Source organism: Rhodococcus jostii NBRC 16295 (assembly GCF_001894825.1).
Taxonomy (GTDB): Bacteria; Actinomycetota; Actinomycetes; order Mycobacteriales; family Mycobacteriaceae; genus Rhodococcus_F; species Rhodococcus_F jostii.
Map to the genome: position 1 here is coordinate 15940 of NZ_BCWY01000009.1, position 13123 is coordinate 29062.

The following is a 13123-nucleotide window of genomic DNA, read 5'->3' on the forward strand; positions in this document are numbered from 1 at the left end:
AGCCGGCTCGGCCTACTCCTCGGGTGCTTGCGAACCGTGGTGGCGCGCACCTGTCGGCGAAACAAATGGAGGTGACGTGTCGAGTGGGGAGGGCGGCTGGTCACCCCGCGGTGGGGAGCCCGCACTGCGTGAATCGCGATGAAACAGCTCGAGACTCAGGATCGACCGCTGCAGGCCGTCGAGGGTCCGCGGGTCCCAGCCGGTCAGCTGTTGCCAACGATCGAGCCGGTAGGTGATCGAGTTCGCGTGCAGGTGGATGTCCCTGCCCGCCGCGCTGATGGAGAACCCGTTGCGCGCGAACGCCGACACCGCCTCGACGAGGTGTGGATGCTCCGAGGCGACGGCGACCCCCGGCTCCAGCAGTGTGGTGAGCTCGGCCCGATGGTCCGAGAGTGTGGCGGCCACCCACTCGTCGGCGAAACGAACTACCTCGCCGCTCGGTGAGGCCAGTTGCAGCACCCTGCGCGCATCCGTGATGCTCATCGCCGCCCCGGTCAGGCCGGGGCGGTCCAATCCGACTCCTACCGTGGTGCCCGGGTGATCGCGCTGTATCTCGCGGACGATGTGATCGACGGGTGCGCGCTGGCTCAGCGCGATGATGACGGTGCCGTGCCGGCTGCATTGAGTGGTGCCGGGAATCGTGTCGAGGGTGCGCTGGAGTCGCTCGAGCTGGGCTTCCGACCACTCCTCCGCGGTGAGGCATACCGCGTGGAACTCGAGTTGGGGATCGAAGCCCAGTGCTTCCGCGAGTGCCCGGGCATCGCGGTGGTCGCCGTCTGCATCCCTCGCGAGGGCCTCGAAGAACCGGTACCGGACCCCCGCGCGGATAGCCTGTTCGCTGCGGGTCGCGTCGGTGTGTCCGACGGCGACCGCGCTGGTGGCGGTGTGGACGAGGTCCCACATCACGCCGCCCGCGTGCAGCAGTTCGCTGGTCGGCTCCTCGGCTCGGGACACCATCGTGTTCCACAATTCGCGGGACGCGATGTGGTACGTCTCGATGACATCGGACAGCGGCAGACCCTGCATGGCCCGGCGCCGGCCCAGTTGGCGGGACCGCTCGAGGACGTCTTCGGCGAAGGGTTCGTTCTCGCTCACGGCCTGCAACGTCGCCGTCAGCTGCCGGCTGATGTACCCGCGCTGTTCGTCGATCGGAACGGCGGCGTACGACTGCAGCTCGGTGCGGATCTGGTGCACCGCCCGGTCGGTGACCGACTCGATCTCGTCGGAGACCTGACGGCACAACCGCTGGATCGTGTCTCCGCCCACGGATTCAGGCACCCTCACCTCGCATTCCGCACTCCCGTGAATTTCACGAACCGCCGCGGTGTTTTCCGGGATTCGCCCATGGCCCGAGGGGAGTGATGCGGACCACACTAATTGCAGAGCGCATGTCGACCGACACCGGACCCACTCACCACACCGGTGGCAACCGTCAGATTAGGAGCCCAGAAGTCATGTCAAACGAGGCAAAAAGCGCCTTGCTCGCGATCGGAGTCCCGTTCGCCGGGGTGCTGGGCGGCATCGTCGCACTGTCCGGATCCACGGCCACGGTCTTCGGAGTTCCCATCCTGTTCGCGTGGCTCTTCCTGTGGATGCCGCTCACGTCGCTGTGCTTGCATCTCGCGTGGAAGTTCTTCGATCGTAAGGATTTCGAAGCAGCCGAGGCCGCTGAAGCGGCGATCACGACCGCCGGGACGGGAGACCAGTCATGACCGCGGCCTTCTTCACCCTCGTGCTCGTCCTCGCCCTCGGAGCCGGTGTGTTGTCGCGGCGCGGCAGCAAGAAGGAGATCTCGGACTACTTGGTGGGCGGCCGGTCGTTCGGTCCCCTGCTGGTCTTCATCCTGGGAGCGGGCGAGGCGTACAGCATCGGCACCCTGATCGGATTCCCCGGCGGCGTCTATGCGCACGGGGCCAGCTATGGCGTCTGGTTCATCGGGTACATCCTGCTGGCCTACCCGATCGGATACTTCTTCGCGCCGTACCTCTGGCGTGCAGGCAAGCGATACGGCGCCATGACCCTGCCCGATGTGGCGGGACGTCACTTCCGGTCGCGTGGGTTGGAACTGACGATCGCCATCGCCTCGGTCGTGTTCCTCATCCCGTGGGGCCAGCTTCAGCTCGCCGGTCTGCAGATCGCACTGACCGGCCTCGGAATCGCCATCGACCCCACCGTTGCGGTATTCGCAGGTGCCGCCCTCGCTCTGCTGTTCCTCATGTTGTCCGGTGTGCGAGCACCCGCGTTCGTGTCCTACGTGAAGGACACCGCCCTGTTGCTCGGTGCCGTCTTGATCGGACTGGCGGCAGTGGTCGAGACCGGTGGTACCGAGAAGTTGTTCGCCGCGGCGGCAGCCAGTGATGGCGGCTCGGCTTCACACTCCACGGTCACCGGGTCGTCACTGACGTTCGTGCTGACGACGATCGTGTTCCAGTCGGTCGGGTTCTTCATCTTCCCGATCATCGTGCAGGCGGTGCTCGCGGCGAAGTCCGAGGCCACGATCAAGCGGGTCGCCAAGTTCAACCCGCTGTACATGCTCATGTACCCGTTCCTCGTCGCTGCCGCCTTCGGGGCGATCACGCTGCTGCCCACCAAACTCGAGGGCACAGAATCCGACCAGGTGCTCCTGCAGTTGTCGCGACAACTGTTGCCCGACTGGCTGACCGGTGTCGTCGCAGGCGGCGCGGCCCTCTGCGCGATCGTGGTGCTGTGCGGGGCGGCGCTCGGGATCGGCGCGATCGTCTCGCGCAACATCATCACCGGTATCCCGGAATCTCGCCAACGGATCTGGGTGCGAGGAGTCGTCGTGGCGTACCTCGCGATCTCGCTCCTGCTCACGCTCGCAACACCGCAGCTGCTGCTGACCCTGGTCAACACCGCGTACTACGGCGTCACCCAGGCGGCTGTGGTCTTCGCGACCATGATCTTCGGGTGGAAGCTACGCCCGTCTGCTCTCGGAATGGGCGTGGTGCTCGGCGACGTCGTGGTGCTGTGGCTCTATCTCGACAAGCACGGTCCCGTGTCCGAGTGGCTCACCGGTCTCGGCGTGAACATCGGCGCGGCCGCGTTGGTCCTCAATATCCTCTTCGTCGCATCGACCCGGTTGTTCTGGCCGCCGACCGATCCCGTCCGTGGCCTCCGCGCCGACGGTAGAACGCCCGTCCCTGCCGTCGCACCGACGGCCGCACACAGTGAAGTGGGTGCCTGATGACCAGAACGTTGCTCACCGCCGATTCGATCCACACCCAGAACCCCTCGTCTCCGATCGTGGAAGCGCTGGTCATCGAGGGCGCCGGCGTCGTCGCCACAGGCACCAGGGAGGAGATGGCGGAATGCGCCGGTATCGGTGCCCGTCGTCTCGACCTGCCCGGTGCCACGGTGATCCCGGGACTCGTCGAGTCGCACATCCACCCCACGTATGCCGGCCTGACCGACGGCTGGGCGGACTGCCGAACACCACCGTGCCGGTCGATCGCGGACATTCAACAGGCCCTGCGGGCATCGGCCTCCGGCAGCGGATGGATCCGGGGGTGGGGTTACGACGACACCCAGATCGCCGAGGGGAGGCATCCGACCAGGACGGACCTCGACGCGGTCAGCACCGACCGACCGGTGATCGTCCTCCACATCTGCGGACACTTCGCTGTTGCCAACACCGCCGCGCTCGCCGCCGCGGGTATCGACGAATCCACGGTGGCGGTGGACGACCCGCTCTTTCCTCGCGGGGAGGACGGTCGCCTGACCGGGATGGCGTGGGAGATCGACGCGGTGTCGCGACTCACCGCAGCGGTCCCCGCCCTCACCGAGCAGGAGGTGAACAGCGCTCTGCTGCGCAGCCTGCAGTTGGCGCGTTCGCGGGGCATCACCACCATCCACGATCTCGGCATCGGTCTCTCCGCAGGCGCACAGGAGCTGACCGCCTACCGCGCATTGGACGCATCGGGTGAGTTGCCGGTGCACGTCGTCGGGTTCCTGCGCGGCGACCTCGCGCTCGACGCCCTCGACGACGGAACGGTCGCCTTCGAGCACGCACCCACGAACGGAGCCCACTTCCGGCTGGCCGGCGCGAAGTTCTGGGCAGACGGTTCGATCCAGGGGTTGTCCGCGGCACTGCGCACGCCCTACGCGTGCGATCCCAGCCATCACGGCGACCTGCTGTACCCCCAGGAGCAACTCGACGACATGGTTCTGCGGGTACACCGCGCAGGAGGACAGGTCGCAGTGCACGCCAACGGCGACGCGGCGGTCGGAGCCGCGATCACCGCACTGAGCAGGGCTCAGACCACCGACAAACGGGTGGGACGGCATCGCATCGAACACTGCCAGGTGAGCGCACCGAGCGACCTCGAGGCGATCCGCGAGGCCGAACTCGGCGTGAGTTTCTTCGTCAACCACATCTTCTACTGGGGCGATCGGCACCGCGACCGCTTCCTCGGTGCCCGACGAGCGGCCGAGATGGATCCCCTCGCCTGCGCCGACGAGTTGGGACTGCGATTCGGACTGCATTCGGACTGCCCGATCACCCCGATGGATCCGCTCGCGACCATCAGGACAGCGGTCACCAGGATGACGAGGGACGGTGCGGTTCTGGGCGCCGGCCAGCGGATCAGGGTGGACCGTGCGGTCCGCGCAATGACTGTCGACAGCGCGTATCTCGTGCACGACGAGAACCGTGTCGGCACCCTGATGGCCGGCCGTCGCGCGGACTTGGTCGCGCTCGGCGGCAGCGTCGGAGATCTCGCGGACGGCACCGCCGAAATGCCCCGTCCCGCAATGGTCATGGTCGACGGGGAGTCGGTGCACACGCCGGAGTGATTCGGCCGCAGCGGAACTGGTCTGGTTAGCGCCGCATACTCGCCGCGCAGGCCTGACCGAGGAGGGCAATCCCCTCTTCGATGGAGCGCAGTGGGATCGCCCCGTAGCCGATGCGAAAGTGGTTGCGGGGCGGTACCGGCTGGGTGTAGAAGATGTCGCCGCGCTCGACGAGGACGCCGCGCTGTTCCGCCTCGCGGACGACGGCGCGGCAGTCGAGTTCGTCGGGCCCGGTCATCCAGAGGCTCACCCCGCCGGGCGGGTACGGTTCCTGCGACCACGGCAGGTACTTGTCCACGGCCGTGCACAGGCGTTCCCACTTGTGTTTCATCTGGGTGCGGTGGTGGCGCAGCGCCCGGTGGTACTCCCCGCTGTCGATGAGCATCGCCAGGGCCCGCTGCTGGTGACCGGGTGGGTGCCGCAGCATGTACCGGCGGGCTTTGCGCAGTTCACGCACCAGATCCGCGGGACCGACGAGGTAGCCGAGGCGCAGGCCGGGGGCCAGGAATTTCGAGAACGTACCGAGATACACGGCGTCGCCGCTGGAGTCGAGCGCCTTGAGCGCTGGGCTGGGGCTGCCGTGGTAGCGGAACTCGCTGTCGTAGTCGTCCTCGACGATCACGGTGCCGGATTCGGCGGCGAGTTGCAGCAGGCGTTGACGCCGGTCGATGCCGAGCGTCACGTTGGTCGGATGGTGATGGCTCGGTGTCAGATACATCAGGTCGGTGCCGCGCAGAGTCTCCGGCGGGCGGAGGCCGTGCGCGTCGACGTCGATGCCGTACACCTGGGCGCCCGTGCGCAGGAAGATGTGTCGCGCGTCGAGGTAGCCGGGGTTCTCGATGGCGACCCGATGCTCAGGTCCGAGCAGAACTCGGCCGACGAGGTCCAGGCCCTGCTGGGAGCCGACGGTGACGAGCACTTCGTCGGCGCTCGCCTCGATGCCGCGCGACGGCAGCAGGTGCTGGCGGATCATGTCGATCAGCATCGGGTCGTCCGCCCCGACGCTGTCCTGGAGACTGGCGTAGGCGTGGGGTTGGTACAGCGCGTCGCGCAGACACCGGACCCAGGCGCGGGCCGGGAAGCTGCGGATGTCGATCTGCCCGGCCAGGAACGGGTACGGGTAGCTGTGCCAGTCGACGTTCTTCTCGATGTGGGGGACGTCGGCGTCGGGGTAGCGCCGGATGCGGGACGACCAGTCGATGCGCGGGATGGTGGCGCGGGCATCGGAGGCCAGCGTCTCGATCATGTCGGGATTCACGAACATGCCGGAGCGTTGGTGGCTCTGAACGAGTCCCTCGGCGATCAGTTCCTGATAGGCCAGGTTGATCGTGTTCCGGGAGATCGCGAGATCGACCGCGAGTTCGCGCGAACTCGGCAGACGATGCCGGGGATCGAACAGTCCGTTGGCGATGCCGTGTTCGATCGCCCGCCGAACCTGGCGATACAGCGGTTCGGCGGAATTGCGGTCGATCTCGATCAGTGTTCTCGGCACGCATCGCCTCCTGTAGATCGCGGAGTGGCCCGACGAAGGCCGACCCGGCACGCCGAGAAGTTCTCGTACGAGCACTCCTCAGTATGCCGGGCCGGCGGTGAAATCAAACGAGGTCGAGCGCTTCGTCGACGTTGACCGACTCGATTCCCAGAGCGGCGCCGACGGCGTCGTTCGTCAGGCGGCCGGCGACCGTGCTGACTCCGGCGCGCAGCGCAGCGTTCTCCCGCGCCGCCCGGGCCAGGCCCTTCTCGGCGATCTGCAGGGTGTACGGCAAGGTCACGTTGGTGAGTGCGTACGTGGAGGTGTGGGGCACCGCTCCCGGCATGTTCGCCACGCAGTAGAACACCGAGTCGTGGACCTTGAACGTGGGCTCCGCGTGGGTGGTGGGACGCGAATCCTCGAAGCAACCACCCTGGTCGATCGCGATGTCGACGAGGACGCTGCCCGGCTTCATCCGCGAGACCAGCGAGTTCGAGATGATCTTCGGTGCCTTCGCACCGGGGACGAGCACGGCGCCGATGACGAGGTCGGCCTGCATGACCTCCTGCTCGATCGAGTAGGAGTTGGCGGCGAGGGTGCGGATCCGGCCCTGGTACATGCGGTCGGCGGCGCGCAGCTTGTCGACGTTCTTGTCGAAAAGGACGACGTCGGCCCACGTGCCGGCGGCGACGGCGACGGCGTTCATGCCCGATACGCCGGCACCGATCACGACGACGCGCGCCGGGGACACACCGGACACGCCGCCGATCAGTACGCCGCGGCCACCCTCCGGTCGCATCAGTGCCTGCGCACCGACCAGGGGCGCGAGCCGGCCGGCGACCTCGCTCATCGGGAACAGCAGGGGCAGCGAACCGTCGGGAAGCTGAACGGTCTCGTACGCAACCGAATTGGTTCCGGCGGAAAGCAGGGCTCGGGTGCACTCCTCGCCCGCGGCGAGGTGCAGGTAGGTGAACAGCGTGAGGTCCGAACGCATCCGGTGGTATTCCTCCGCGATGGGCTCCTTGACCTTGAGGACCAGTTCCGCGCTCTGCCAGACCGCATCGGCCGTGTCGAGGATCTTCGCGCCGGCGGCACCGTAGGCGTCGTCGCCGATCGAGGAGCCTTCCCCCGCACCGCGTTCGACGAACACGTCGTGTCCGTGGGCAACCAGTTCGTGCACGCCGGCGGGAGTGGCCGCCACCCGGTACTCGTGGTTCTTGACTTCCTTGGGGATACCGATCCTCATCTGAGACCTCCGTTAGCTGGGGCTGTTCGCCGCTCCGACCACAAGTCGTGGTGCCCGAGCGATACCGAAGTCTGGATCACTCTGGCATGGGACCAGAAGGACCAGTTGGGCGCCGTCTGCGGGGACCAGTCTGGACCCATCGAATACCGCTCTTCTGGCCCTGACCTGCGGTCTGCCTCGTCGGTATGTTGTGGGTCACAGCCATTCGACAACGAAGGAGATGGTCGTGGACGTTACCGAATTGCGAGCACGAGCCCGCCGGCACCTCGGACCTCATTTCACCCGCAAGGACACCTGGGAAAGCGACTTTCCGGTGTTCGTTCGCGGCGAGGGCAGCTACCTGATCGACACCGAGGGGGACCGTTTCCTCGACGGTCTGGCAGGTCTGTTCTGCGTGAACATCGGTCACGGCCGCGACGACATCGCCCGGGCGGCGAGCGAGCAGATCGGCACGTTGGCGTATGCCTCGAACTGGGGCAGTGCCCACATTCCCGCGATCGAGGCCTCCGCGCTCATCGCCGACCTGGCGCCCGGTGACCTCGGGACGACGTTCTTCGTCAACTCGGGATCCGAGGCCGTGGAGACCGCGGTCAAGTTCGCCCGGCAGTACCACCGCAGCCAGGGTAACCCCCAGCGAACCAAGATCATCAGCCGCGAGATGGCCTATCACGGAACCACTCTCGGCGCCCTCTCGGTGACACAGCTGCCCAAGATCAAAGACCCGTTCGGCCCGCTGCTGCCGGGTGTCCGCTCGGTACCCAACACCCTCGGATTCATCGGTGACTGCGGCCCGGCCGACCAGCTCGACTGCATCGCCGCCATCGAGGCCGTCATCGAGGAGGAGGGCGCCGAGACCATCGCCGCCGTCTTCGCCGAGCCGGTGCAGAACGGCCGCGGCGCCCTCGTCCCGCCGGACGGGTACTGGCCCGCGCTGCGCGCGCTGTGCGACAAGCACGGGATCCTCCTGGTCTCCGACGAGGTGATCTGCTCGTTCGGCCGCCTCGGGCACTGGTTCGGGCACGGTCTCACCGGCGTGGTGCCGGACATGATCACGTTCGCGAAGGGCTCCACGTCCGGATACGCTCCGCTCGGTGGTCTCATCGTGCGTGAACAGCTGGTCCGTGAGCTCTACGATTCACCCAAGGGCGGCGTGTTCACCCACGGCGCGACGTGGGGCGGGCACCCGGTGTCGACCGCGGTGGCGGTCGCGAACATCACCGCGATGCGGGACGAGAACGTGCTGGGCAACGTCGCCGCTCGCGGCCCGAAGTTACGGACCGCACTCGACTCGCTGATGGGTGCGCACCGCTGCGTCAAGGACGTGCGCGGAACCGGGTTCTTCTACGCGATCGAGCTGATGGCCGACAGCGACAGCGGCCGCGAGTTCACCGAGCAGGAGTCGCTGACCGTCCTGCGCAAGGTGCTGCCGGAAGCGTTCGCCCGCACCAAGGTGATCCTCCGCGGCGACGATCGCGGCGCCACGATGCTGATGATCTCGCCGCCACTCGTCGCCGACGACGAGGTGCTCTCGGAACTGCTCCACGGAATCGACAGCATGCTCACCGACATCGAGAAGGCAATCCAGCCGTAGGGAACGAGTTCCCTCATTCCAGCGGGTGGCGGTCGTCGACCATCGACGGCCGCCACCCCTCTTCGTATCGACGGGAGAGCGAGGCCATGGCCCCGGGCGTCACCGCTGTACCACCTACCGGCACTGCACGACAGAGTGATTCATCGCTGATCGATCACTGGGTCGCTGCTCTGCGCGGGCAGAACCGCATCGTCGGTCTCGCGGACGGCGAAGACGAACGCGCGATCCGCGCCGCCCACTCCCTGCACCACAAATGTGTCGTCTCGCCGCGACTGTTCGGGCGGCGGGACGTCATCCGGCGCATCGCCGAGGTTACGGGTATCCCTCTGGCCGAGGAGCTCGTTCTCGACATCGCCGATGCCGCCGCAGACCCCGCGATCCGCGGAGCCGTCGAAGCCGGGTTCGCCCGTTACCCCGACCGGATCGAGTCGGCGCTGTCCGACCCGGTGTGCCTCGCCGCGGCGGCGCTGCGTGCCGGAGTGGTCGATGCCGGTGTCGCCGGTGCGGGCAGGCCGACGTCCGACGTGCTGCGGGCCGGACTACGCATCGTGGGGCTCGCCCCCGGGTCGAGCATCCTGTCGAGTTCGTTCCTGATGTTGCTGCCGGACGGTCGGCAGTTGACGTTCTCCGACTGTGCCGTCGTGCCCGACCCCACGGTCGACGAACTGGTCGACATCGCGCTGGCGGCGGGCGCCACCCACTTCCATCTCACCGAGCAGACACCCATCGTGGCGATGCTGTCGTTCAGCACCCAGGGCAGCGCCCGTCATCCGCGCGTGGAGAAGGTCCGCGAGGCCGCGGAACTGGTACGCGTCCGGGATCCGCAACTGCATGTCGACGGAGATCTGCAGTTCGATGCCGCGCTCGTCGCCGAGATCGGTGCGTCCAAGGCGCCCGACTCGCGGGTCGCCGGCCGGGCGAACGTGCTGGTGTTCCCGAATCTCGATGCCGGCAACATCGGATACAAAATTGCCCAACGACTCGGCGGTGCAATAGCCTTGGGGCCGATCCTGCAAGGCTTGGCCGCGCCGTGGAACGACCTCTCCCGCGGGTGCACCACCAGCGACATCGAATTGATGGCCCTGGTGAGTGCAGTGCAATCCCTCGCCACCTGAGCGTCGGACCGGCACACACCGTGCCACCGGATCGAGAACGGAGTCGCGATGACCATGCTCCTCGTGGGTGCCCTGTGCATCGGCATCGCGTCGGTCATCGGCGGCGCCACCGGGTTCGGGACCGCACTGATCGCGACACCGGTGATGCTGATCATCGGATTCGACGTTCCCGAAGTGGTATTCGTCAATCTGATGGCCGGGTTGATCACGCGGATCGGCGCGGCTTATCAGTTGCGAGAACACATCAGCTGGGGACGGGTGGCACTGCTGGGCGGGGGCAGCCTGCCCGGCGCCTGGCTGGGTGCGGTCACCCTCGGTCTGCTGCCGGAGCAGTATCTGAAACCGGCAGCGGGAATCGTGGTGATGCTGTGCGGGCTGGCGATGGCCCTCCCGACCCGTTCGGACACCACCCGGACACCGTCGACGACCGCGCACGTCCTCACCGGTTCCGTGGGTGGCTACCTCGGAACGACGACGTCCCTCAACGGACCGCCGCCGGTCCTGTTGCTGATGCGAGCGCGCTTGCCTCCGCTGGCGTTCATCGCCGACCTCGCAGGCTATTTCATCGTCGCCAACATCATGGCGCTCTCCATCCTGTGGTTCCGTGACGAGATCACGGAGTCGATGTTCTGGCCGCGGCTCCCGGTCTTCGTCGCGGCCGCGCTGATCGGCAACGTCACCGGACTGGCGATCGCCCGCCGTCTTCCGCCGGGCGTGTTTCGCTCCGCGGTCATCGTGCTGGTGATCGCTGCCGGAGCGGCGACCTGCCTTCTGGGATGAGCGTCGCTCAGTTCTCGGCGCCGACCCGGCGGACCAGCCGCACCAGTTCGCCTGCGGGACCGTCGAGCTGACGCGCGCCGCGCCACACGGCCCGCAGGACTCTGTCGAGTTCGAGTCCGTCGACGTCGATCACCTTCAGCTCACCGGAGGCGACCTGCTCCGCCACGGCGAGGGTGCTCATCACGGCGGGACCGACTCCGGCCAGCACGCTGGTGCGAATCGCGGCGGCGGACCCGAGTTCGAGAAGCGGTGCCGCCCGGTCGTATTCCTGCAACGCCACGTCGAGGGTGGTCCGGGTGCCGGATCCCGGCTCCCGGGCCAGGAGTGGAGTCATGGCCAACTCGGTGATGGACAGGGCCTTGCGCCGCCGCGCCCACGGATGGGTGGGGTGAACGACGACGACCAATCGGTCGCGTGCAACAGTGAGACTCTTGAGCGGGCGTGGCACCGTCGGCGATTCGACGAACCCGACATCGCAGATTCTGCTGTTGATCCGTTCGAACACCTGAGTCGAATTGTGCACCTGCAGATGGATGGTGACGTCGGAGTGCAACCGGCGGAATTGCCCCAGCCACCCCGGCATCAGGTGTTCCGCCACCGTCATGCTGGCACCCACCGTCAACTCGGCGGCGCGTTCCGCACGCAGGCCCTCGGCCACGTCGAGCATCCGGCGGGTATCGGACAGCACCCGGCGCGCCCAGTGCGCGATGACGGTCCCCTGCGGCGTCAGTATCGAGCCCGTCGGGCTGCGCTGCAACAGTGTCATGCCGAACTGGCGCTCGAGTTGTTTGATGGCGCGACTCGCATTCGGCTGCGCCATTCCGACGAGTCTGGCGGCAGCGCTGAGGCTTCCGTGGTCGTCGACGCCGACGAGTAACTCCAGAACGGGGAACTCGGGCCATCTGCGGGACATACGTCGAGTATATGACCCCGGCGCAAGACATATCAGAATGATATGTGTTCATGTCGAGATGACGGCTACCGCGGAGTGCCGGACTGGCGGACCGTGTACACATGAGTAGTCAACTGAGCGAATCGAAGTCCGAGGAACAGCGAGTCGAGAGCACGGGAACGCTGCCGCGACTGCAGACCGCCACGGCCACTCTCCTTCCGGGCCTCGCGCTGTGCGCCGTCGCCACCGCCCTCGCGATGGGCGTCGGCCGGCTGCTGCCGACGGTCAGCCCGCTGCTGATAGCCATCGTGCTCGGCGCCGTCCTGTCGAACGTCGCGCACCTGCCCGAGCGCCTTCGTCCCGGACTGCAATTCTCAGCCAAGAAACTTCTCCGGGTGGGCATCGCCCTCCTCGGACTCCAGTTGATGCTGAGCGACATTCTCGGACTCGGCTGGGGCGTCATCGTCGTCGTGGTCGCGATCGTCTGTCTCGGGATCGTGGGCACGATGTTCGCGGGCAAGCTTCTCGGCCTCAGCTGGACGCAACGGCTGCTCATCGCCTGCGGCTTCTCGATCTGCGGTGCGGCCGCCGTCGCGGCGGTGGACGGTGTCGTGGACGCCGACGAGGAAGAGGTGATCACCGCGGTCGCGCTCGTCGTCATCTTCGGCACCCTCATGATCCCGGCGATCCCCCTGCTGGCGCGGGCGCTGGGGCTGTCGGACACCGACGCCGGCCTGTGGGCAGGCGGATCGATCCACGAGGTCGCGCAGGTCGTCGCCGCAGGTGGCGCGATCGGCGGCGCCGCCCTGGGTGTGGCCGCCGTGGTGAAACTCGCCCGCGTGCTCATGCTCGCGCCGGTCATGGCCGTCCTCAGCGTGCGGCAGCGCTCCCTCGCCGGCACCGACGCCGACGTGAAGCGTCCCCCGCTGATCCCGCTGTTCGTCCTCGCCTTCCTCGCCTGCGTCGGCCTGCGGTCCATCGGCGTACTGCCCGCCGGCCTCCTCGCCGACGCGAAGATCGTGCAGACCGCTCTCCTCACCGCCGCCATGTTCGCCCTCGGCGCCGGCGTCCACGTCTCCACCATCAAGAAGGTCGGCGCCCGCCCCTTCGTCCTCGCCACCATCTCCACGCTCTGGGTGGCATCGATCGCGCTGGTCGGCGTGCTGTTGGTGGGGTGATATCGCACCCACCCCGCCGCGCCCCGGCCGCGACGAACGGG

11 protein-coding genes are annotated in these 13123 nt (G+C 67.4%); 7 read left to right on the forward strand and 4 right to left on the reverse strand.

The annotated features are described in order from the left end of the window. Positions 1-12: 12 nt before the first annotated feature. A complete protein-coding gene (locus RJ1_RS08840; protein WP_083400588.1) occupies positions 13-1278 on the reverse strand; it encodes a PucR family transcriptional regulator in 1266 nt (421 codons plus the stop codon). 176 nt (positions 1279-1454) lie between these two features. Here RJ1_RS08840 and RJ1_RS08845 point away from each other — a divergent pair, with 176 nt between their 5' ends. The 3 genes from RJ1_RS08845 to RJ1_RS08855 are packed head-to-tail and all read left to right on the forward strand — an operon-like array spanning position 1455 to position 4812. Then, positions 1455-1712 (forward strand): DUF3311 domain-containing protein, encoded by a 258-nt coding sequence (locus RJ1_RS08845; RefSeq protein ID WP_073359586.1) that lies wholly within the window; start codon positions 1455-1457, stop codon positions 1710-1712. Further along, entirely contained in the window at positions 1709-3205 is a 1497-nt protein-coding gene (locus RJ1_RS08850; RefSeq protein WP_073359587.1) for a sodium:solute symporter family protein, read from the forward strand. The genes RJ1_RS08845 and RJ1_RS08850 overlap by 4 nt, the downstream gene beginning before the upstream one ends. After that, positions 3205-4812 (forward strand): amidohydrolase, encoded by a 1608-nt coding sequence (locus RJ1_RS08855; protein ID WP_073359588.1) that lies wholly within the window; start codon positions 3205-3207, stop codon positions 4810-4812. Before RJ1_RS08850 ends, RJ1_RS08855 begins: the two co-directional genes overlap by 1 nt. A 25-nt stretch (positions 4813-4837) precedes the next feature. Here RJ1_RS08855 and pdxR read toward each other — a convergent pair whose 3' ends face one another. After that, complete coding sequence (pdxR, locus tag RJ1_RS08860) at positions 4838-6301, reverse strand: MocR-like pyridoxine biosynthesis transcription factor PdxR (protein WP_073359589.1); 1464 nt, start codon at positions 6299-6301, stop codon at positions 4838-4840. Between the two features lie 103 nt (positions 6302-6404). Next, positions 6405-7526 (reverse strand): alanine dehydrogenase, encoded by a 1122-nt coding sequence (ald, locus tag RJ1_RS08865; protein ID WP_073359590.1) that lies wholly within the window; start codon positions 7524-7526, stop codon positions 6405-6407. A 220-nt stretch (positions 7527-7746) separates the two neighbouring features. Between ald and RJ1_RS08875 the strand changes: the two genes are divergently transcribed. The 3 genes from RJ1_RS08875 to RJ1_RS08885 all read left to right on the forward strand — a co-directional run bounded on the left by RJ1_RS08875 (position 7747) and on the right by RJ1_RS08885 (position 11012). Next, positions 7747-9117 (forward strand): aspartate aminotransferase family protein, encoded by a 1371-nt coding sequence (locus RJ1_RS08875; protein ID WP_174694954.1) that lies wholly within the window; start codon positions 7747-7749, stop codon positions 9115-9117. Between the two features lie 86 nt (positions 9118-9203). Next, a complete protein-coding gene (locus tag RJ1_RS08880; RefSeq protein ID WP_073359591.1) occupies positions 9204-10232 on the forward strand; it encodes a phosphotransacetylase in 1029 nt (342 codons plus the stop codon). Between the two features lie 48 nt (positions 10233-10280). Beyond that, the gene (locus RJ1_RS08885; protein ID WP_073359592.1) at positions 10281-11012 is read left to right on the forward strand and encodes a sulfite exporter TauE/SafE family protein; all 732 of its coding nucleotides are present in this window, start codon (positions 10281-10283) and stop codon (positions 11010-11012) included. Between the two features lie 7 nt (positions 11013-11019). Here the strand turns inward: RJ1_RS08885 and RJ1_RS08890 are convergent, their stop codons facing one another. After that, on the reverse strand, positions 11020-11925 hold the full coding sequence (locus RJ1_RS08890) for a LysR family transcriptional regulator (protein WP_073359593.1): 906 nt from the start codon (positions 11923-11925) through the stop codon (positions 11020-11022). 101 nt (positions 11926-12026) lie between these two features. Here RJ1_RS08890 and RJ1_RS08895 point away from each other — a divergent pair, with 101 nt between their 5' ends. After that, positions 12027-13082 (forward strand): YeiH family protein, encoded by a 1056-nt coding sequence (locus tag RJ1_RS08895; RefSeq protein ID WP_073359594.1) that lies wholly within the window; start codon positions 12027-12029, stop codon positions 13080-13082. The last annotated feature ends 41 nt before the right edge of the window (positions 13083-13123 follow it).

What these genes read in the sequence shown, in the direction of transcription:
- RJ1_RS08845 (WP_073359586.1), top strand. Translation starts at nt 1,455, where the DNA reads ATGTCAAACGAGGCAAAAAGCGCCTTGCTCGCGATCGGAGTCCCGTTC.
- RJ1_RS08850 (WP_073359587.1), top strand. Translation starts at nt 1,709, where the DNA reads ATGACCGCGGCCTTCTTCACCCTCGTGCTCGTCCTCGCCCTCGGAGCC.
- RJ1_RS08855 (WP_073359588.1), top strand. Translation starts at nt 3,205, where the DNA reads ATGACCAGAACGTTGCTCACCGCCGATTCGATCCACACCCAGAACCCC.
- ald (WP_073359590.1), bottom strand. Translation starts at nt 7,526, where the DNA reads ATGAGGATCGGTATCCCCAAGGAAGTCAAGAACCACGAGTACCGGGTG.
- RJ1_RS08875 (WP_174694954.1), top strand. Translation starts at nt 7,747, where the DNA reads ATGGTCGTGGACGTTACCGAATTGCGAGCACGAGCCCGCCGGCACCTC.
- RJ1_RS08880 (WP_073359591.1), top strand. Translation starts at nt 9,204, where the DNA reads ATGGCCCCGGGCGTCACCGCTGTACCACCTACCGGCACTGCACGACAG.
- RJ1_RS08885 (WP_073359592.1), top strand. Translation starts at nt 10,281, where the DNA reads ATGACCATGCTCCTCGTGGGTGCCCTGTGCATCGGCATCGCGTCGGTC.
- RJ1_RS08890 (WP_073359593.1), bottom strand. Translation starts at nt 11,925, where the DNA reads ATGTCCCGCAGATGGCCCGAGTTCCCCGTTCTGGAGTTACTCGTCGGC.
- RJ1_RS08895 (WP_073359594.1), top strand. Translation starts at nt 12,027, where the DNA reads ATGAGTAGTCAACTGAGCGAATCGAAGTCCGAGGAACAGCGAGTCGAG.